Source organism: Actinoplanes sp. NPDC051346 (assembly GCF_040682215.1).
GTDB lineage: Bacteria > Actinomycetota > Actinomycetes > Mycobacteriales > Micromonosporaceae > Actinoplanes.
The window spans coordinates 97,254-117,812 of the sequence record NZ_JBFBAJ010000003.1 but is presented as its reverse complement, the minus strand read 5'-3'; the positions used below and the strand labels follow the sequence as shown (position 1 = coordinate 117,812).

At 68.1% G+C, this 20,559-nt stretch carries 18 protein-coding genes and 1 tRNA gene; 10 read left to right on the top strand and 9 right to left on the bottom strand.

The window, feature by feature from the left end; all coding sequences use genetic code 11:
- The first annotated feature begins 13 nt into the window (after positions 1-13).
- A complete protein-coding gene (locus AB0M36_RS08840; RefSeq protein ID WP_364154560.1) occupies positions 14-823 on the top strand; it encodes a GAF domain-containing protein in 810 nt (269 codons plus the stop codon).
- Positions 824-908: 85 nt separating this feature from the next.
- Here AB0M36_RS08840 and AB0M36_RS08835 read toward each other — a convergent pair whose 3' ends face one another.
- Together AB0M36_RS08835 and AB0M36_RS08830 are read right to left on the bottom strand one after the other, a co-directional pair.
- On the bottom strand, positions 909-1,529 hold the full coding sequence (locus AB0M36_RS08835) for a maleylpyruvate isomerase family mycothiol-dependent enzyme (protein WP_364154558.1): 621 nt from the start codon (positions 1,527-1,529) through the stop codon (positions 909-911).
- A gap of 25 nt (positions 1,530-1,554) precedes the next feature.
- Entirely contained in the window at positions 1,555-1,995 is a 441-nt protein-coding gene (locus AB0M36_RS08830; protein WP_364154555.1) for an SRPBCC family protein, read from the bottom strand.
- 195 nt (positions 1,996-2,190) lie between these two features.
- Here AB0M36_RS08830 and AB0M36_RS08825 point away from each other — a divergent pair, with 195 nt between their 5' ends.
- Genes AB0M36_RS08825 through AB0M36_RS08815 form a run of 3 tightly spaced genes read left to right on the top strand, consistent with a single transcriptional unit; the run spans position 2,191 to position 3,795 of the window.
- Positions 2,191-2,928, top strand: coding sequence for a hypothetical protein (locus tag AB0M36_RS08825; RefSeq protein ID WP_364154552.1), 738 nt, complete (start codon positions 2,191-2,193; stop codon positions 2,926-2,928).
- A 55-nt stretch (positions 2,929-2,983) separates the two neighbouring features.
- Positions 2,984-3,436, top strand: coding sequence for a MerR family transcriptional regulator (locus AB0M36_RS08820; RefSeq protein ID WP_364154550.1), 453 nt, complete (start codon positions 2,984-2,986; stop codon positions 3,434-3,436).
- Complete coding sequence (locus AB0M36_RS08815) at positions 3,433-3,795, top strand: hypothetical protein (protein WP_364154547.1); 363 nt, start codon at positions 3,433-3,435, stop codon at positions 3,793-3,795. The genes AB0M36_RS08820 and AB0M36_RS08815 overlap by 4 nt, the downstream gene beginning before the upstream one ends.
- A gap of 164 nt (positions 3,796-3,959) precedes the next feature.
- Here AB0M36_RS08815 and AB0M36_RS08810 read toward each other — a convergent pair whose 3' ends face one another.
- Entirely contained in the window at positions 3,960-5,258 is a 1,299-nt protein-coding gene (locus AB0M36_RS08810; protein ID WP_364154545.1) for an Ig-like domain-containing protein, read from the bottom strand.
- A gap of 554 nt (positions 5,259-5,812) precedes the next feature.
- On the opposite strand from AB0M36_RS08810, the gene AB0M36_RS08805 reads away from it, so the two are divergent.
- The gene (locus tag AB0M36_RS08805) at positions 5,813-6,436 is read left to right on the top strand and encodes a hypothetical protein (RefSeq protein WP_364154542.1); all 624 of its coding nucleotides are present in this window, start codon (positions 5,813-5,815) and stop codon (positions 6,434-6,436) included.
- Between the two features lie 3,174 nt (positions 6,437-9,610).
- On the opposite strand, the gene AB0M36_RS08800 is transcribed toward AB0M36_RS08805, so the two are convergent.
- From AB0M36_RS08800 to AB0M36_RS08775, 6 genes are all read right to left on the bottom strand, one after another.
- The gene (locus tag AB0M36_RS08800) at positions 9,611-10,609 is read right to left on the bottom strand and encodes a UTRA domain-containing protein (protein WP_364154539.1); all 999 of its coding nucleotides are present in this window, start codon (positions 10,607-10,609) and stop codon (positions 9,611-9,613) included.
- Positions 10,569-11,492: a DMT family transporter gene (locus AB0M36_RS08795; protein WP_364154537.1), complete on the bottom strand. Its 924-nt coding sequence runs from the start codon at positions 11,490-11,492 to the stop codon at positions 10,569-10,571. Before AB0M36_RS08795 ends, AB0M36_RS08800 begins: the two co-directional genes overlap by 41 nt.
- An 11-nt stretch (positions 11,493-11,503) precedes the next feature.
- On the bottom strand, positions 11,504-12,283 hold the full coding sequence (locus AB0M36_RS08790; RefSeq protein ID WP_364154535.1) for a GntR family transcriptional regulator: 780 nt from the start codon (positions 12,281-12,283) through the stop codon (positions 11,504-11,506).
- Positions 12,284-12,930: 647 nt separating this feature from the next.
- Positions 12,931-13,002 (bottom strand) — tRNA-Arg (locus tag AB0M36_RS08785).
- 75 nt (positions 13,003-13,077) lie between these two features.
- Positions 13,078-13,749 (bottom strand): DUF305 domain-containing protein, encoded by a 672-nt coding sequence (locus AB0M36_RS08780; RefSeq protein ID WP_364154532.1) that lies wholly within the window; start codon positions 13,747-13,749, stop codon positions 13,078-13,080.
- On the bottom strand, positions 13,749-14,558 hold the full coding sequence (locus AB0M36_RS08775; RefSeq protein ID WP_364154529.1) for a DUF3105 domain-containing protein: 810 nt from the start codon (positions 14,556-14,558) through the stop codon (positions 13,749-13,751). Before AB0M36_RS08775 ends, AB0M36_RS08780 begins: the two co-directional genes overlap by 1 nt.
- Positions 14,559-14,654: 96 nt before the next feature.
- Here AB0M36_RS08775 and argS point away from each other — a divergent pair, with 96 nt between their 5' ends.
- The 5 genes from argS to thrC all read left to right on the top strand — a co-directional run bounded on the left by argS (position 14,655) and on the right by thrC (position 20,508).
- A complete protein-coding gene (gene argS / locus AB0M36_RS08770) occupies positions 14,655-16,319 on the top strand; it encodes an arginine--tRNA ligase (protein ID WP_364154527.1) in 1,665 nt (554 codons plus the stop codon).
- A 3-nt stretch (positions 16,320-16,322) separates the two neighbouring features.
- Entirely contained in the window at positions 16,323-17,708 is a 1,386-nt protein-coding gene (lysA, locus tag AB0M36_RS08765) for a diaminopimelate decarboxylase (RefSeq protein ID WP_364154525.1), read from the top strand.
- On the top strand, positions 17,705-19,018 hold the full coding sequence (locus AB0M36_RS08760) for a homoserine dehydrogenase (protein WP_364154523.1): 1,314 nt from the start codon (positions 17,705-17,707) through the stop codon (positions 19,016-19,018). The genes lysA and AB0M36_RS08760 overlap by 4 nt, the downstream gene beginning before the upstream one ends.
- A gap of 1 nt (position 19,019) precedes the next feature.
- Positions 19,020-19,388: a VOC family protein gene (locus AB0M36_RS08755; RefSeq protein WP_364154520.1), complete on the top strand. Its 369-nt coding sequence runs from the start codon at positions 19,020-19,022 to the stop codon at positions 19,386-19,388.
- A gap of 70 nt (positions 19,389-19,458) precedes the next feature.
- Positions 19,459-20,508 carry a threonine synthase gene (gene thrC, locus AB0M36_RS08750; RefSeq protein WP_364154518.1) on the top strand — a complete coding sequence of 350 codons (1,050 nt, stop codon included), beginning with the start codon at positions 19,459-19,461 and terminating at the stop codon, positions 20,506-20,508.
- Positions 20,509-20,559 lie beyond the last annotated feature (51 nt).

Below are 20,559 nucleotides of genomic sequence, written 5' to 3'. Positions count from 1 at the left end.
CGAGCACCACATAGTGTCGATCGCCACCGACAGCGTCGCCCTCCGGACCGATCCGGCCCGGTTGGCCGCGGTCAATCGCTACGAGATTCTCGACGCGCCCACCGACGGGCAGTTCGACACGATCGCCGCCGCCGCGGCCGCGCTGTGCGGCACTCCGATCGCCACCGTCAGCATCGTCGACGCCGACCGGGTCTGGTTCGCCGCCGCCAAGGGCCTCGACGGTGTCGCCCAGGTCGGCACCGAACCCGGCCTGTGCGCCTCGGCGTTCTGCGCTGACGGCCCGTACGTGGTCAACGACGCCGTCACCGACCCGCGCACCCTGGACCATCCCCTCGTCCGCGGCGAGCTCGGTCTGCGGTTCTACGCCGCCGCCCCGATCGTCACCACCGACGGGCACCAGCTCGGGACGGTGACCGCGATCGACGCCGTACCCCGAGAGTTGACCGAGGCGCAGAGCGCGGTGCTCTGCCACCTCGCCGACCAGGTCGCCCGCCACCTGGAACTGCGGCTGGCCACCCTCAAAGCGGTACGCGCAGAGCGGGAACTACGCGCCGAGGCCGAGGAGCGCGCCGCCGCGGCAAGCGAGCTGGCCGCCCGGATGCGCGCCGCGGCCGCAGCCCACGTCACCGGGCCCCGCCCTCGACACTGCCAGCTCGGCGCGGCTGCCGAGTGCACCGCACCGGCCGAGTTGAAGATCGCTGACTCGTGGGGCGACTCCGCGTGGGGCTGCTCCACCCACGTCGAGGAGGCCATCATCAACGTCCGATCGGTGTTCATCGCCAGCGAGGAACTCGGCGGACTGTCCACCTACCTGCACCGCTAACCGCGCCCATCGTTACATGCTCCGCGCGCGTTGGCGCTCAGAGGCCGCGACGTGACGACCCACCCCGCGGGGGAGTGGCGTCGGCTCAGCAGCGGGCACGGAGGGTCGTGACGCCGTCCCCGGTGAGGTCGTCGAGGGCGGCGGACCGTCCGGTCATCACCATCACCAGCGCGATCATGGGGCCGTTGGCTTCCGGGCCGGTTCCGTGTCGCCAGTCGGCGTCGGTGGCGGCGAGGGTGACCCCGGCGACGCGGCTCTTCGCGCCGATGAGCATGTCGCTGTTCTTGTAGAAGTCGGCGACCGCGATGAGGTGGTTGATCGGGTGATCGCGGTAGCCGTCGAGGGCGCGAAAGACGTCCTCGCCGTGCACGATGGTTTCGCCCAGCCACGACAGGCTCGGGCCCGGCGGCGCGGTACGCGTGTCCACCCGGGTGCGAAGCAGCTCGACCAGGTCGACGTCGGTCCGGTCGGCAATGATCGCGGCGATGTCCTTGCGGACCATCGCGTCGAACCGGAAGCCGCTGCCGATCAGCTTGGCGAAGAAGCGAGGCGGCGTCATGGAGGCCGTGGCGATCATGTGAGCGACGACGTCGCGCACGGTCCATCCCGCGCACAGCGACGGCCGGTCCCACGCCGACGCGGGAAGGGCGGCGAGCGCGTCGACCAGGGCCGCACGCTCGGTGCGGATCATCTGCCAGGTGTCCATCGTCTGCTCCTCGCGGCCACGGCGGTCAGGTGGTCTCCAGCAGCGCCTTGATCCGTGCCAGGTCGGCCCGGTTGGCCCGCCGCATCGCCGTAGCCATCATGGGCGCGGCGACCCGGGAGAACCCAGCCGGCTCGCCGCGATTTCGCAGCGTCATCCGGGTGCCACCGCCGTCGGCTGATGCCCAGGTGTACGTGGTCTCCATCGGAAACGGCCCCTGCGCGGTGCGCATCACCAGCCGTTCCCCGGGTTGGTACTCGACGATCTCGTAGGTATAGCGAAGGGTACGGCCGAGAAACTGCGCCTGGAACGTCACCAGGCTGCCGAGACGTAGCGGGGGTTCGCTCACCCACTCCACCGAGGCGATGTTGGCGTACCAGCGCGGCGCGTTGTCAGGGTCGGCCGCGTAGGCGGCAACCTCGGCCACCGGCCGGTCGATCACGGTCTCGGTCAGCACGTCGACGGCCATCCCGCCTCCTCACCCGCCAGATCCTATCGGCTTGAATTCCGGTGTGACCCGCGCCACTCTCCAAAGCCTTGAATTCGGTACCTAGGTACAGGCTTACCGTCGAGGCACGACGTTGAGAGCTGAAGGTCCATGGAGGTTGCCATGTCGGAATTGGGCATTGACGGAGGAGCCAGAGCCGACCGATCGGGTACGCGTGTGCGGTTCGTCGACGGCGCCGAGCAGTTGGGCATCGGCGGCGACGATCTGACCGGAATCGTGGCGCTATTCGACGGCGGGGACTGCGCGGCGGTGCAGCAGCGGATGGCGCAGCTCGTCAACGCGCGGCTGGCCGCCGCCGAGCTGCGTGTGGTGGAACAGATCGAGCTGGCCGCCCGGGTCCAGACCGCGGCCGGCGGGAACATCCCGGGCCTGTCGCCTGTGGCCGCCGGCCTGCAGACGGAGGCGACCGAGCTGACCGCCGTGGTGGCGCGATTGCAGGGCGCCGCGCATCGATTGGCGCAGCCGCCGTGCGATGAGGACTGCCAGTGCGTGACGGCCGCGTCGGTGGTCACGGCGGCGCGGATCCCGGCCGCCCGTGCCGCGTTGACCGGCGCCGGAGACGCCCCGGTGGGCGGGCCGGACATCGTGTGCACGATCGACGGCGGGATCGAGGCGATGCGCGGGCGGATCGACCAGTGGCAGGCGGTCCTCGACCGGGCGACCGGGCGGAAACCCGCCGACGGCGGGGTGTCGCTGACCTTCGCGCACGACCCGGCGATGACGGTGGACCTGGCCCGGTTGGCCGCCGCGGAGTACGCCTGCTGCTCTTTCTTCACCTTCACCCTGACGGTGGGTCCGGCCGGCATGCGGTTCACCGTGACCGCCCCGCCGGAGGCGCGGGATGTGGTGACCGCCGTGTTCGGCACCGCCACTCCGGCTGGAGCCCGCGCATGAAGCGGATCACCCACGACGCGCTGTCCGAGCCTCGCACCGAAGCGGCGGCCGCCTGATGTACGACATCGGCAACCGGCGACTGCGCACCGGCGAGGTCGCCGAGCGGGCCGGGGTGAACATCCAGACCCTGCGCTACTACGAACGCCGGGGCCTGATCGCCGAACCGGACCGCAGCCCCGGCGGACACCGCACCTACCCCGCCGACACGGTCACCCTGCTCGGTGTCATCAAGGCCGCACAGCGCCTCGGCTTCACATTGGACGAGGTCGCCGAACTGCTCGATACCGGCCGTCGCGGCCACCCCACCCCGGACCTCAAGGCGCGCGCCGAGGCGAAGATCGCCGAGGTCGAACGGAAGATCGCCGACCTGTGCACCATCCGCGACTCCCTCCTCCAGGTCGTGGCGGCCGGCTGCGACAGCCTCACCGCGTGCACCTGCAACGACTGCCCCTTGCCGTTCGCCGACCTCGCCGACCTCGCCGACCTCGCTGATGGAGATGCCTCATGAGCCTGCAACACGAAGTCCCCCTCAACGCCCTGCCCTCAGCCGACGCCTCTTCTGCCCCGGGAGCGGCCGGTCACCGGCACACCGGCATGTCGGTGGACAACGCGCCCCCGAAGCGCAGCCAGGTCACCGCCGGCCTTGCCGCGCTGGCCTGCGCCGCCTGCTGTGCGCTGCCGCTGCTGATCGCCGCCGGGCTCCTCACCGGCGCGGGCGCGACCTTGGTCGAGAACGTCCTGCTGGGGGTGTCCGGGGCGCTGGTGGCCGCCGCCGCGACGATGTGGTGGCTGCACCGCCGCCGGTCAGCCCGCAAGGCCGCCCGGGCCGGTGCCGGTGGCTGCGCGAGCGGCAACTGCGGCTGCTGACCCGGCGCCTGGCCGGACGAGTCTGCTGCGATACCACTGTGACGATCATCCACTCGCTGCTGCTGTTCACTATCGCCGCGGTGGCCGAGATCGGCGGGGCCTGGCTGGCTTCGACGGTCAGGAACGCTGCCACGAGGCGATCCACCGTCGGCCGTCCATCGGTGTCAGCGGTACCAGGTGCGGGTCGCGGTCGTCGTCGAGTTGCCCGCCTTGTCGTAGGCGCGCAGCGCGACGGTGAACTTCTTGCCGTACCTGCTGGGCATGATCGAGAAGCTGTACGCCGACGTAGTGTCGCGGGCTACGACCTTGCCGTTGATCAGCAGCTCAACCCGGCTGACGCCATTGCGGTCGCCGGCCGATGCGTCGAGCTTGACCGTGCCGTTCACCTTAGCTTTGTTCACCGGCCCCTTGGTGACCTTCAGTGTGGGCTTCGTGTTGTCGACGATGACCACCCGGTGGGCGGTGGTCGTGTTGCCCCAAAGGTCGGCCAGGTGCCAAGTGAGGGTTTTTTTGCCATCGGGGCCCGCCGGGATCGACGAGGTGTACGGAGCCGTGCGGTCCGCGATCGCGCCGGCCAGAGACACCCAGTCAATGCTGGTCGCGTCTGTCGCCTGCACGGTGCTGGTGATCCGTGAGCCGCGGACGAGGGCGAGGTTCGCTGGCGTGATCGAGGTGACCCGGGGACTGTCAGCGTCGATGACGATGGGCAACTCGGTGACCGAGGCATTGCCCCACGGGTCCCAGGCGCGCACCTCGACCGGCACGGTACGACTGCGGGCGCCGAAGTCGTAGCGCAGTGTCCGGTCCGTCGACCGGAGCGCACCCTCTACCCACCACTCGATGCGGCTCAGCCCGGTGACGTCCTTGACGCTCGCATCCAAATAGTTCACACCGCGGGGCCAGGGGTCTCCCCATCCCGCCGAGCCCGAGCGGTACAGGGAGATCTGCGGACCCTGCTCGTCTACCCGGTAGCGGCCGGTGAACTGCGAGAGGTTTCCGGCCCGGTCGGTCACCGCGAATCGGACCTGGCCGGAGTGACCCCTCGTGTCCCAGGCCAGCGTCCACGGCGCGCTGGTCGCCCGGGCGATCTCACCGGAGGCGTCACTCAGCACGACCTGGACAACATCGTCCGGCACGGCGGCCGTGATCGTGGTCGGACCGTGCACGGCGGCGGTGAGCCCCGGAGTGAAGTTCGCGGACGGGCGCTCGGTGTCGACATGGACCCGGGTCTTCGCCTCACCGATCACCCCCGCCGCGTCATATGCCCGGACGGTCACGTCCGCGTCGAGGTCGTTCAGGGCGGGCGGTGGGTACAGGACCACGGGAAACGGCTTGGTCTGGGACCTCGCGACGATCTTGTCGCCGACCAGCACCTCGATCTTGACGGCGTCGGACCGCACCGCGGGGCGCACGATCTGCTTGATGCCGATCAGTTGGCCGTCGGCAAGCCCCGTGGAGCTCACGGCCGGCGCCGTGTCGGCAGCAGCCTGTGTCGCTCCTGTCACGATCAGTGATCCGACAAGCCCGGCTAGCGCGGCAGAACGTGCTTTACCCATGACCGAGCCCCCATGAAATCCTTGATGTCGCGCCGACAGTACGGGACCGATCCGCCGAAATCGATCATCCTTCCGGAGCGGGAACTATCTCGGTCCGGCCTACTAACCTCCAACGTTTTCGCAGCTCATTCCCCCTCGAGGACAGGAGGCACGGTGGCAAGCCAGAGACAATGTCAACCGCTGCGAGACGCGGACGCCAGCAACTGCCTCGGCCCGCAACAGCCACCTAGATGATCTTCGCTAAGCGCGGGAGCCGTACTTCGACGCCGCGAAGAAGCGGATCGCGGATGCGCTTGGGATTGTTCCTGGCGCGAAATCTCGGGGACAGCGACCCGAATTCAGCCTCCGACCGGTCGTGAGCGGCAGAAGATCGACGGCGGCCCGTCGGCCTCAAGCGTGGCAGGCCGCCGCCGCAAGATATTCAAGACCTCTCGACCATCGTCCAGTCGAAGCCTGAGCAGGTGCACTATCTGCGAGGCTTCATGGCCGCCCACTTCCCGTGTGGCGAATACGTCCGCGAGCCGGAGGGACCTCAGACGCACCGGATCTACCGATGGAAGCTAACCAGTGAGTTCTGGTGCGGCCTTGCATCGCGATCAAAGGCAAGCAAAGACGACGCCCTGAATTTCGTGTTGAGTCTGTCGGTATCGCAGCGCGAGGCGTTCGTCCGCGGGTTCCTATCTGCCGACGGCACGCGCGACCCGCGCACGCAGAACGACAAGCTTGGGTACGCAGCGTTCCAGGTGTCCGGACCGGTGGCCGAAGCGATCAAAGTTGCCGCCTACCTGGTGGGTTACCGGCCCGACACGAGGGTGAAGACCGAGTTCGACTCAGATCGGTTCGGCATGCAGCCGATGGAGCACATCGGGTTCCGTACGCCGATCGTCAAAGGGCGGAACCTTCCCGTCGTCGGCACGCGTACGGCTGACGTGTGGGGTCCCACCACAACGCTTGGAACCTGGACTGCGCGCCAGGACCAGGAGATTTTCCTGACCGGCAACAGCGGCCGGGCCGTCGACTGGATGGGTTACAACCAGGACCGGCTCGCGCGTCGTTCCTGGCCGCGCGGCGTCCGCTCGAGCTGATCCACCGCACCCGCAACCACGACTAGTACATGCTTTGATTGCAGAGGTCGAGCAGCTACATGAGATCGCCAGCGCCATCGAGAAGCTTGGCGGGCCAGCGTCGCGCGGGTGGCCAATTGGGTGACGATCGCAGCGAACATCGATGGACGGTCGTGGACGCTGACGAATTGTATGCGCTGCTCACCGTACACAAAGGCCGAGGTCGCAGGTGGCTGTTCGTTGCCTGGGGGTCAAGGGGTCGCCGGGCAGACGTCCGCGGGCCGGGGTTTCGCGATCGAGGTCAACGGACGTCGAGCCGGTCTACTGGCTGCTGGGAGGCGACGGTTTCGCCGCTGGGCTCTGAGTAGGCCTCGTGTCGAGCCTGAGCTGACCGATTCCAAGAATCGTTCGTCGACGTGGTGCGGTCCTGATCCGGCTGAAGCTTGCCTGGCGCCTTTCAGCGCTAGCTTCGTAGGTCAACTGAACGACCGCCAGCGGAGGAAGCTTCTTCGGGAGATGAGGGCTGCTACCCGTGAGCCCGTGGAACATCAAACGCACCGTTTGAGAAGGATGAATTAAATCCGGGCCCCTGCCAACCCATCCGACCGCGGACCAGTTGATTCCGGGTCTCCAACCGATCCACGCTGCCTCTTGGTGCAGCCCGTCAATCCGCGTATCGACAATGGGTGCGTTTGAGTCATTAATGATGTAGATGACCGTGCGACCTGCTTCCGCAGCGGCCCATACACGCACAGAGTTCCGCTCCGCCCGCCGCCGTCGCCCTACTTCGGTCATGTAGACCGTAAGGGCGACTATCGCCGCAGCTACTGTGCCGAGGGCTTCGAAGGCGCCCCACCCAGGCCATGACCAGAACCCTACGGACCACATGACTTTGACCATAATGGATGTGGCGCAACAGTAGCCGGGCTCTGGCAGCAACGGTGACAGCAGCCGGCCCGGTCGATGACGATCAGACCCAGGCAGCGATGGACGCCTGTCCGAGAGGTCGCGGCCACGGACGTACGACGCCGGACGAGTCGCCCAAGACTTACAAGCGAGGGCTCGTGTCTTTTCGGCTGGCCGCGCTGGCTGCCACACTTGGGCCTATGCCGAGGTCGCTACAGGACTGGTGGGACGAGCTGTCGACCGTTGATCAGCTGGTGTTGGTCCGGGCCCCTGGGACCGCAATCCCGTTCCACTCATCGTCGTCCAAGTGTTGCAAGGCTCGGAATGCAGGTTCAGAGCGGGCCGTGGCGGCTCCGTGAGGAGCACGGGCGGTTCTACTGGCATCCCAAGCTTCAGCGGTTTCTAGGGAACGTGCAGGCTTCGTCGATGAGATGCAGCGTCGAAGAGGCATGGCGTGACGCACGCATGCCGGGTGGTTGCAAGGCGTATGCGGCAGGTCGGGAAGGTTCCGCAGTAACCCGTTGACCAAGAGGCATGTTGACACAATGTGCAGATCAAGTATCCGGCCGTAAGCAGGTTCGCGCTCCTCGTCACCTTCGCGGTCCTCGGGTTTGTCGCCACGGCCGTGGTGGTCGGCGTGAGCTACGCGTCTTGGGGGTCTTCCGGTCCTCCAGGAATCCAAGGCCCTCCGGGTCCGGCAGGTCCCCAGGGTGTTCCTGGTTCCCCTGGACCAGCCGGTTCCCCCGGCGTCAAGGGCAAGACGGGCCCGAAAGGTGACCGAGGGCCTCGCGGGCCGGTGGGGCACGTATGAATCGTCGCGAGCTTGCGGCACTTGCCCTGGCTACGATCGCCTGGGGAGCTTTCGCCGGCGTGTCTCTGGTGACATTCTTCGGGACTTTGCCGCAGGGGCACCGTGGCTCCACTGGCTTGCCAGGCGTCCAAGGTCCGGCCGGTGTTCCCGGACCAGCCGGATCGAGGGGACCCCAGGGGCCGATCGGTGCGAAGGGACCGCGTGGTGACCGCGGCTCGATGGGCCTGTGCGATCCCGAGGCGCTCTTTCCAGACGGGCTCTACCCGTGCTCCGACGTCGCATCGGAAATCGATGCTGAAGCGATCTGCGGAGGGGGACAGGTAAACCATCCTCGCTACGATGAGCTGTGTGGGCCTCCTCCCGAGTAGGCCCTTGAGGTACTTTCCAACGGAATTCTGCAAGTAAGTGCGACAAAGCGACGACTGGACCGTCGTCGTGATACGGACGTTTGATGGACCGGCTTCTAGCCCACACCCCCTACGGCACTTCGGCGCCGAACGGAACTGAGTGACAATCACCCGAGCCCTTGCCGGACGTGCATGGACGAGCCTGGGCAGTTGTAGCAGCTCAGAGCGCGTATCGGTCCTGGCGTGACCCCTCCATCTGCCTGGGGGTCAAGGGGCCTCAGCATCCGTGATCATCAAGGCTAGGGCATCGCCTAGCTTCACGGCTTCGTCAAACGTTAGCCGTGCCGAACAACTGGTTCCCATCATCGCTGAGGTGACTGAAATCAATGTCGTCCCATCCACCTGCTGTACCAGGGCGACAGTGACCGTTCCTCGGATCTGACGGGGGTCTGCTGGTAGGCCGGTTTCTCCGACTGTGATCTGCCGGGGCTTCACAGCAACACCCGGCCACGCGCGATCAAGGCAGCACCGTGCGTTCCTGCGCGATAAGGACATCAACGGTGACCGTGAGATCTCGCCACTCGTCCGCTGTCAGCCATAGTGTGACCGCCTGAGCTCCGGTGACCGCCTCCACCACGACGAGAGTCTGATCTCCGTGGCGGCCCTGCATCCGCGCCAACTGTGCCCGCAACTCCCCGCTCGTTGCGTGCCCAGAAGCGATTACCGGAGAAAGGTGGCCACCGCGACCAAGGGCATGACATCCCAGCTCTGCCCGCCCGTCCGGCACGCACCATCCGGGATGTTGTCCAGAGAACCACGCCGTCGAAGCCGGCGACGTCACAAGATGCTCCAGGCAATGACGGTTCCGATCACGAGCAGGCCCGGGATGAGCGCAAGCAACCTCCACATCGTTCCGCGTCGTGGCGGCAGAATCACCGGCACCGTGTCCCCGTCGCTGAGTCGATCGCAACTGTTCCAGTGCGCTGCGGTGGCCGGACGCTGGCTGGGCTCTTGGTTCATGGTCGATGCACTCCTCGGTATGCCGTGAACGTGCGATGCCTGCTCAGACTTGCCGACTCACGGGTGGGAAAGGAGGCTCTGACTGTCAGCCATGCAATGGCGGACGAATGGTCAGTCTTCTACTGGCATCTCGTAATTGATGACAGTCAAGTCCGCTCGCATGGCGAAGCGGGTGACCTCGAACGGACGGCCATCTCCGTCGAAGCTCGTGTGTAGGACTTCGAGCACTGGCACCCCTGGAGACATCTTCAGGCTGGTGGCCTCATCTGGCTTGGGTAACCGGGCCAGGACGCACTCTCGGATTCGGACGACCGGGTATCCGAGATCCTCAAGGCGGGAGTAGAGCGAGCCGTGGCCCAGCGCCCTGGCGCTGACCATGGACGAGGGACCGGCGATGCTCACCGGGATGTAGGTGATTCCGATCTGGATGGGCTCGTCGTCGGCGTAGTACAGGTTCTCGCGGCGGATGACAGGCTCTCCTGGCCCAATCATCAGCCTCTCGGCGATATCGGCCGGCGCCGGTTGCTTGCCTACGGATCGGCACTCCGTACGCGGCGTGCGACCTTGCCGGAGAACCTCCATCCGGAACGGCGACTCCCCGCTCTCCTGGCGCATGCGGCGGGAGTATCGACTCGCCCCTAATCGGATCAGCGGAGGCCGGCTACGTACAAACGACTCATAGAGCCAGGTCGCGACATGAGCCCACCGCCCGGCAACACGTCGGGCGTCCAGGCCGCTGCTTGCTGACCATGCCGAACGGGCCATGGCTTCAAGGTCATGTCGGTGAGCTTCGAGCAGTCCCAACGCAACGGTCAGCGGACTTTGGTCGTCCTCGTCAGGCTCGTGATCGGTGATGAGCTCGACCAGTGCACCGTCCGCGCTCAACGCCGTGTCGAGCGCCGAGGCGACGTCCCGGGTTGGCTGTTTGTGCCCCGTTTCCAGGTCCCACAGGTAGCTGTGCGAGTAGTGGACCCTCCGCGCCAGCTCCCGCAATGACAGCCCACGGTCGCACCGAAGGTTCCTCAGCCGGCCCGGAAAGCGGCATCGACGCTGACCATCGCGCTCGGCCTCAACGCGGTGGGGAGCCGGCCTTAGCCGGCTCCGGCTCATCGTTCGTCGGGCGTCCGGGACGGCGTTGGACGAGGGCAACGCCACCGAGCACCACGACCATTCCGGCGATCATCGGAAGGGTGACCGCCTCCTTGACGACCAGGGCGCCGAGCACGACCGCGACCACCGGTAGCAGGTACGTGGTGGTGGAGGCGGCGGTCGGTCCCTCATCCCCGATGAGTCGGTAGTTGAGCACGTAGGCGAGGCCGGTACCGAGGAATCCGAGGATCAGCAGGCTGGCGACCGCATCGAACCGCCAGTGTGGGGCGACCAGGCCGCCGAGAGGTAGCGCCAGCACCATCAAGGCGGCGCCGGCCGAGAGCTGCGTGGCGGACAGCATGATGGGTGGGATTCCTCGGTTGGTGAGGAACTTGCCCATGTAGACGTAGGAAATTCCGTAGCTGGCTGACGCGGCCAGGATCGCCAGGCCGCCCCAACTGGCGATCTCGTTGGCGGCCTCCCAAGGCGTGAAGATGAGCAGCGTCCCGGCGAAGCCGAGCGCCAGCCCGGCGCCACGGCGCAGGCTTACGGAGCGGTCGGTGCCGGCGAGGAACGCGACCAGGACTGTCCAGAGCGGCGTGGTGGCGTTGATGACGCCAGCAACATTCGATCCCACGGTCCGCTCACCCACGCCGAAAAGCGTGTACGGGATGGCGTTGGCCACCAGTGCGGCTACGAAAAGGTGTGCCCACGTCGTGCGGCCGGTCGGGAGACGCATGCCGCGTGCCAGGGCGATGGGCATAAGGACCAGGGCGCCGAGAGTCAGTCGGATCAGCACGATCTGGGTGGGGGAGAAGCCGCGGAGTGCCAGCTTGATCCAGAGGAATCCGGAGCCCCAGAGCAGGGCGAGCAGGACGAGTCTTGCCAGGCTGCTGCGGCTCATGACGCTGCCTTTCAGTCTTCCACGGGCATGTCGTAGTCCAGGCCGTTGAGATCACCGCGCATGACGAACCTCGTCACTTCGAACGGTTGATGCTGTGCGTCGAGACTGGTGTGCACCACCTCGATGACGGGCACACCGGGCGGCATGCCGAGTCCGGTGATCTCCTCCGGATTCGGCATTCGTGCCGAGATCTCCTCACGAATACGCGTGATGGGATATCCCAGCTCCTCGAAGCGGGCGTAGATGCTGCCTTTGCCGAGCGTCTTCTCCGACGCCAGCGGCGAGTCACCAGCGACGTTGACGGGGATGTAGGTAACGCCGAACTGCACGGGTTCGTCGTCGGCGAAATACCAGTTCTCTCGGCGCACGACTGATGTCTGTGGGGCGAGGCCGAGACGATCGGCGACATCGGCGGGCGGTTGTTCCTTCGTCACGGATCGGCATTCGGTTCTGGGAGTGCGGCCCTGCTTCATGACCTCGATGCGGAACGGGGAGAGTCCCGTTTCCGCGCGTAGGCGTCGGGAGTATCGGTTCGCCCCGAGGCGCATGAGGGGCATGCGGGGACGGACGAAGACGCCCCGCCCGTGCTGGGCGACGACCAGGCCCTCACTTTGCAGGATGCTGATCGCCTCGCGGGCGGTGTTGCGCGCGGTGCCGTACCGGGCGGCAAGGTCCCGCTCGGAGGGCAGCTTGCCGCCGGCCGGCAGGTCACCGCTTTCGATGCTGGAGCGCAAGTCATCGGCTATGCGCCGGCTGGGAAGCCTCTTGTCGGGATCGGGCTGCTGGTTCATCGCCTCTGCCTGCCTGCTCGGAGTCTCCGAGCCGGCAGCGTATCGCAACTGGCTCAAGCCAGCACTTGCCAGGCATCATTGCCGGGCCAAACTGGCTCAAGCCAGCTGGACCGTTGGAGGCAACGCTGACTTGGGTGAAGAGGAACGCCCGCTCCGTCTCGGCGCTCGCCAACCCGGTCCTTCACTCGGTGCTGGATGGCCTTACCGTGCGGTTGGGCGGCAAGCCGGCGGCGCCGAGCGTGGTCAGTCGCCGCCGCCGTCGAGAAGAGGTTCCTCGACGCCAATCCCATCCCGGTTCTGAAATGGACCGCTCCGCGGAAGGGGCACGGTATAGACCGAACAGCCCGCCAGGCTGGATCGCGTCACGGCCGTGAGCTTGGCCGCGTATCTGCCGCGGACGGCCGTAGAGAACCGGTGACGGCCGGACACGGCCGGGCACAGCCGGACTGATGAGCAGAGCCGCCGACCCGTGTTAGCGCTGGTCACCAGCTCCATTGGCGCAGGCAGATCATGATGTCCAATTTGCGCGACCCGGCGGGATCCAACCAAGCCCGCCCCCCGGCGTGGGGTCTGGGGCTCGGGCCCCAGGTAGAAAAACAAGCGCCCCAGGTCCGCGTTCTTCAGCGGACATGGAGCGCCATAGCTTGTGCCCCCGGCAGGATTCGAACCTGCGCTTTCGCCTCCGGAGGGCGACGCTCTATCCCCTGAGCTACGGGGGCTCAGCGGGTGAAACTCTAGCAGGCCGCCCCGAAGCGCCGCCAATCGGTTCCGCGGCGCGTCGGGGCCGGCTGGTTTCAGGTTTGCTGGATCCGTTTCAGCATGGAGTCGATCAGGTTGATCTCGCTCTGCTGGCCGTTCACCATGGTGTCGGCGAGGTCGGTGACGTTTTGCTCGTCGGACTGCTTGAGGATCGCCTGGGCCATGTGGAGGCCGCCAAGGTGGTGCTGGCGCATGAGGGTCAGGTACTGGATGTTGAGGTCCTTGCCGGTGGCCTTGCGCAGGGTGGCCAGTTGGTCGGGTGTCGCCATGCCGGGCATCAGGCCGTTGCGGACCGAGCCCTGTGCTTCCGGCATCCAGGCCATCGCGGGTTGGGAGCCGGTTGGGCTCAGGTTCCAGTCGCGGAGCCAGGCCAGCATGGTGCTGATCTGGCCGTGCTGGGTCAGGGCGATGTCGCCGGCGAGGGTGACGACGTAGGTGTCTGTCGAGTTCGCGTGGGCGATCATCGACATTTCCACGGCTTGGGCGTGGTGGGTGCTCATGTCGCGCAGGAAGCCGGCCTCGGCGGAGTCGTCCTTGGGGGTGCCCAGCGTGGGGCCGAGGAAGCCGATGGCGGCGCCCACCAGGAGGCCGAAGGCCAGCACGAGGGCCAGCCAGCCCGCCCCGAACCGGCGGGTGCCGGTTCGGGAGGGGCTGTCGGTCCGGTCGGCGGTGGGGGCCGCCGGGTCCGGGTCCGTGGAGACGGTCATCAGCTGCCCTGCTGGCCCATGCCGGCGCCGGGGGCGGTGGCCGCTACCGGGCCCGTGGTGGTGTTGCCGCCGGAGCAGGCCGCGTTGGGTTCCTTGGTGGCGTTCAGGCGCAGGTCCTTGATGAACTGGTCGATGCGGTCGTCGTCGGCGCTGTCGACCTTGAGCTGGTAGCCCCATGCCTGCAGCGAGACATTCTTGTCCAGGCTGGCGACGGGGCTCATGAGCATGTAGTCCTTGCCCTCGACCCGCTTCTGGAGCTTGCTGACCTGGTCGGCGCCGAGTCCCTGCTTGTACGTCACCCAGACCGCGCCGTGCTCGAGGCTGTGGACCGCGTGCTCGTTCGCGATGGGCTCCGGGTAGACGTCGCCCATGCAGTTCTGCCAGACCTGGTTGTGCGCGCCGCCCACCGGCGGGTTCATCACGTAGGTCTGGGGGCCGTCCTTGTGTTCCTGGGAGTCGATCGCCGGGTTCTTCTGCTCCCGGTAGTTGACGATTCCCTCGATGTCGGCGGCGCGGTCTTCCCAGTTCCGGCTGCCCTTGACCGTGGCGATCACGGCGTAGGCGATGATGCCGGCGGCGATGAGCACGACGGCGCCCGCCACCGCGATCGGGCCCCAGTTGCGCCCTCCGCTGACCTTGACCGGCTGGATCGGCTTGCCTTTGCCGCCCTTGCCCTTGGTGCCGGGGCGCGGGGCGCCCGGCTTGCCGCCCGGCTTGGCGCCGCCCGCGGGCGGCTTGCCCTGTCCCGACGTCTTGTCGACCTTCACGGTGGACGGGACCCGCTCGGGCCCCGGTGTGCTCATACTCATCGTGCCTCGTCAATTCGTGAAGTTGGTCGGGCCGGGCCTGTGCGCAGGCCCCGGTACGCCGCCGGGCGCCAAAGTCTACCCGGATAGCATGGCTCAGTGACTCCCGCTGACCTCGCTGCCACCGTTCTCACAGCTGCGCGTGCCGTATTCGTCACCCGTGGCCTCGACGTCTCCCTGTTGCCGGAGTCGACGACGGTGGAGCGACCCCGAAATCCCGAGCATGGCGACTATGCCTCGACGATGGCCATGCAGCTCGGCAAGAAGGCCGGCGTGGCGCCGCGTGAGCTGGCCACCGCGCTTGCCGACGAGCTGAGCAGCCGTCCGGGGATCAAGTCGGTGGAGATCGCCGGTCCGGGGTTCCTCAACATCCGGCTCGACGCCGCCGCGGCCGGGGTGCTGGCGCGCGACGTGGTGCTGGCGGGGCAGGAGTACGGACACACCGACCGGCTCGCCGGTCAGCGCATCAACCTGGAGTTCGTCTCCGCCAACCCCACGGGTCCCGTGCATATCGGTGGGGTGCGGTGGGCGGCCGTCGGCGACGCGCTGTCGCGGCTGCTGCGGGCCTCCGGCGCCGAGGTCGGCACGGAGTACTACTTCAACGACGCCGGCTCGCAGATCGACCGGTTCGCCAAGTCGCTCTACGCGGCCGCCCGGGGGCTGCCGGCACCGGAGGACGGCTACGCCGGGGCGTACATCGCCGAGATCGCCGGCGCCGTTGTCACCGCGGCGCCGGGCGTGCTGGAGTTGCCCGAGGACGAGGCGCTCGAGACGTTCCGGGTCGAGGGCGTCACGCTGATGTTCGCCGAGATCAAGCAGTCGCTGGGCGAGTTCGGCGTGCACTTCGACACGTACTTCAACGAGAAGGACCTGCACGACCGCGGCGAGCTCCAGGAGGCGCTCGACCGGATGCGCGAGCAGGGCCACGTGTACGAGTCCGACGGCGCCACCTGGCTGCGTACGACCGACTTCGGCGACGACAAGGACCGGGTGCTGCGCAAGTCCGACGGGGACTGGACGTATTTCGCCGCCGACTGCGCCTACTACCTCGACAAGCGCAAGCGGGGCTTCGAGAAGGTCGTCATCATGCTGGGCGCCGACCATCACGGCTACATCGGCCGCATGAAGGCGATGGTGGCCTGCTTCGGCGACGATCCCGCGGTCAACCTGGAGATCCTCATCGGCCAGCTGGTCAACCTGGTCCGCGACGGCGAGCCGCTGCGGATGAGCAAGCGCGCCGGCACGGTGGTGACCCTGGAGGACTTCGTCGACGCCCTCGGTGTCGACGCCGCGCGGTATGCGCTGGCCCGCTATTCGTCCGACTCGCAGATCGACATCGACATCGACCTGTGGACCCGGGCGAAGAGCGACAACCCCGTCTACTACGTCCAATATGTCGCCGCGCGGTCCGCGAGTGTCGCCCGGCAGGCGGCGACGGTCGGGCTGACCCGTGGCGAGCCGGGCGACTTCCGGCCCGAGCTGCTCGTGCACGAGAAGGAGAACGACCTTCTCAAGGCGATCGGCGAGTATCCGGCGGTGGTCGGCAGCGCCGCCGAGCTGCGCGAGCCGCACCGGGTGGCCCGCTACCTCGAGGACCTCGCCGGCGACTATCACCGGTTCTTCGACAAGTGCCGGGTCACCCCGATGGGTGACGAGGCCATCACCGACCTCCACCGGGCGCGCCTGTGGCTGAACGACGCCACCCGAACGGTGATCGCGAACGGTTTGGGACTGCTGGGCGTCTCCGCCCCCGAGAGGATGTAGATCATGCGGGCACACGAGGCCGGGGCGCTGCACGGCGAGATGGGCAACCGGGGGCCGGCGTGGCTGCGGATGCCCGAGGACGTGAACGCGCTGGTGCCGCAGCTGTGGCCGCGCACGGTCACCCGTACCGAAGAAGGCGCTCTCGAGGTCGGCGGCGTGAGCGTGCTCGACCTGGCGGCGGAGCACGGCACCCCGGCGTACCTTCTCGACGAGGCCGACCTGCGGGCGCGCTGCCGCGACTTCGCGGCCGCGTTCGCCGGCGCGGACGTCTACTACGCGGGCAAGTCGTTCCTGTGCAAGGCCGTGGTCAAGGTGATCGACGAGGAGGGCCTCTTCCTCGACGTGTGCTCCGGTGGTGAGCTGGCGGTCGCGTTGTCCGTCGGCTTCCCGGCCGAGCGCATCGGCTTCCACGGCAACAACAAGTCGCTGTCCGAGCTGCGCCGCGCGCTGGAGGCCGGCGTGGGCCGGATCATCCTGGACTCGTTCCAGGAGATCGAGCGGCTCACCGAGCTGGCTCGCGAGACCGGCAAGCGGCCGGCCGTGCTCATCCGCGTGACGGTCGGCGTCGAGGCGCACACCCACGAGTTCATCGCGACCGCGCACGAGGACCAGAAGTTCGGCTTCTCGCTGGCCGGCGGTGCCGCGTTCGAGGCGGCGGTCCGGGTGCTCGACGAGGGCGTGCTCGATCTGCGCGGCCTGCATTCGCACATCGGCTCGCAGATCTTCGACACCTCCGGCTTCGAGGTCGCCACCCGGCGGGTGCTCGAGTTGCAGGCGCAGATCCGCGACGCGCGCGGTGTCGAGCTGCCCGAGCTGGACCTCGGCGGCGGGTTCGGCATCGCCTACACGACGCAGGACGATCCGTCGACGGCCGGCGAGCTCGCCAAGCGGATCAACAAGATCGTCGACGCCGAGTGCGCGGCCGAGAAGCTGCGGCGGCCCAAGCTCTCCATCGAGCCGGGCCGGGCCATCGTGGGACCGGCCGTTTTCACCCTGTACGAGGTGGGCACGGTCAAGGACGTCGACGGCATCCGCACGTACGTCAGCGTGGACGGCGGGATGAGCGACAACATCCGGACAGCCCTCTACGACGCCTCGTACTCCGCCACCGTCGCCGGCCGGGCCTCCCAGGCGCCGCCGATGCTCGCCCGCGTCGTGGGAAAGCATTGTGAATCCGGGGACATCGTCGTGAAGGATGAATTCCTGCCCGCCGACGTGCAGCCCGGAGATCTTGTTGCGGTGCCCGGCACGGGGGCGTACTGCCGGAGCATGGCGAGCAACTACAACCATGTGCCCCGCCCGCCGGTGGTCGCCGTCCGTGACGGTGCCTCGCGGGTGATCGTCCGCCGGGAGACCGAAGAAGATCTGCTCGCATTGGATGTGGGATGAGTTCTGGTAAGCCTGCGGTTCGTCTGGCCCTGCTCGGCTGCGGCACGGTGGGCAGCGAGGTCGTCCGTCTCCTGCACGCCCAAGCCGAGGATCTGACGGCCCGGATCGGGGCGCCGCTCGAGCTCGTCGGCATCGCGGTGCGCCGGCTGGGCCGCGAGCGCGGCGAGCTGCCCGTCGACCCGGCGCTGTTCACTACCGATGCGCTGGGCCTGGTCAAGCGCGACGACGTCGACGTGGTGATCGAGGTCGTCGGCGGCATCGAGCCGGCCCGCTCCTGGCTGACCGAGGCGCTGCGCGGCGGCAAGAGCGTGGTGACAGCCAACAAGGCGCTGCTCGCCGAGGACGGCGCTACGCTGCACGACGCGGCGGCCGAGGGCGGCGCCGACCTCTACTACGAGGCGTCCGTGGCGGGCGCGATCCCGCTGCTGCGACCGCTGCGCGAGTCGCTGCACGGGGACAGGGTCACCCGCGTCACCGGCATCGTCAACGGCACCACCAACTTCATCCTGTCGTCGATGGACGCCACCGGCGCCGGCTTCGGCGAGGCGCTCGACGAGGCCACCGAGCTGGGGTACGCCGAGGCCGACCCGACCGCCGACGTCGAGGGCTTCGACGCCGCCGCGAAGGCCGCCATCCTGGCCTCGCTCGCGTTCCACACCCGGGTGACCGCCGCCGACGTCTTCCGCGAGGGCATGACCGGCGTCACGGCGGCCGACATGGCCAGCGCCAAGGAGATGGGCTGCACGATCAAGCTGCTGTGCCTGGCCGAGCGGGGAGCGGACTCGTCGGGGAGTGAGTCGGTCAGCGTCCGGGTGCATCCGGCGATGATTCCGCGCAGCCACCCGCTGGCCGGCGTCGGCGACGCGTTCAACGCCGTCTTCGTCGAAGCCGAGGCCGCGGGGCAGCTCATGTTCTATGGCAGGGGAGCCGGGGGCACCCCCACCGCCAGCGCCGTGCTCGGCGATGTGGTGGCGGCCGCCCGCAACCGGTTGTCGGGAACCCGCGCGCCGAGCGAGAGCGCGTACGCCCATCTGCCGATCCGACCGATCGGCGAGGCGGTGACCCGTTACCACGTCAGCCTGGCCGTGGCCGACCGCCAGGGTGTGCTGGCCACGGTCGCGGGCGTCTTCGCCCGGCACGAGGTGTCGATCGCGACCGTGCGGCAGTCCGGCCGGGACGAGGACGCGATGCTCGTCATCGTCACGCACGGCGCGCCCGACGCTAATCTTGCGGCCACCGTGGAGGATTTGCGCGCGCTCGACATCGTCCGGTCGATCGCGAGCGTGCTCCGTGTCGAGGGAGGGGCCTGACATGCTCGATCACGTCGGTTTTCAGTGTGCGGATCTGGCCGCGAGCGCGGCTTTCTATGACCGGGTGCTCGCTCCGCTGGGCGTGCGCCGGATGATGGACTACAAGGTCGCCATGGGGTACGGCGTCGACTTCCCGGACTTCTGGATCGGCGAGCACAACTCGGGGGAGGGCTTCCGCGAGTCGCACATCGCGTTCAAGGCCGCCGACCGCGCGACCGTCGACGCGTTCTTCGCGGCCGCCGTGGAGGCGGGCGCCGAGGTGCTGCACGCGCCGGCGGTCCACCCGGAGTATCACGAGAACTACTACGGCGCGTTCGTGCGCGACCCGGACGGTAACAACGTGGAGGCCGTGTCCCACGGTCCCGCATAGTGGATGTGCAGTCTCGCCATTCGGCAGACTGAGGCATCCTTAGGCAAGTCTGCGGCGGAGAGGAAAGACCATGTGGCGGGGACTGATCGAGGCGTACCGTGACCGGCTCCCGGTCTCGGCGACTACCCCGGTGGTCACGCTGCACGAGGGCAACACGCCGCTGGTGCCCGCTCCCGTGCTGTCGCGCCGCACGGGTGCGGAGGTCTACCTCAAGGTGGAGGGCGCCAACCCCACCGGCTCGTTCAAGGACCGCGGCATGACCATGGCCGTGTCCAAGGCGGTGGAGGAGGGCTCCAAGGCGATCATCTGCGCCTCCACCGGCAACACCAGTGCGTCCGCGGCCGCTTTCGCCGCCCGCGCCGGCCTGACCTGCGCGGTGCTCGTGCCCCAGGGCAAGATCGCCCTGGGCAAGCTGGCCCAGGCTCTGGTGCACGGCGCCAAGCTGTTGCAGGTCAACGGCAACTTCGACGACTGTCTCGCGCTCGCCTCGAAGTTGTCCCAGGACTACCCGGTGTCGCTGGTCAACTCGGTCAACATCTTCCGGCTGCACGGCCAGAAGACGGCCGCGTTCGAGATCGTGGAGGCGCTCGGGACCGCCCCGGACATCCACTGCCTGCCGGTGGGCAACGCGGGCAACATCGCGGCGTACTGGATGGGCTACTCCGAAGACCACCAGGCGGGAAATTCCAAGGTCCTGCCGAAGATGTACGGCTTCCAGGCCGCCGGAGCGGCGCCGCTGGTCACCGGCCAGGTGGTGCCCGAGCCGTCGACCATCGCCACCGCGATCCGCATCGGCAACCCGGCCAGCTGGACCAAGGCGCTCGACGCCCGGGACGCCTCCGGCGGGCTGATCTCGGCGGTGACCGACCGGGAGATCTTGGCGGCGTACCGGCTGCTGGCCCGCGAGGTCGGCGTCTTCGTCGAGCTGGGCAGCGCGGCCAGCGTGGCGGGCCTGCTGCAGCAGGCCGAGGCGGGCGCGATCCCCGCCGGCGCGACGGTGGTCTGCACGGTCACCGGGCACGGCCTCAAGGACCCGGAGTGGGCCATCTCCACGGCCCCGTCACCCACCACGATCCACAACGACGTCCTGGCCGCCGCCCGCGCCCTCGACCTCGCCTGACCGCCCCTACCGCGTTCGAGGACGCCGTGGCCTGACCGCCCCTGCCGCGCC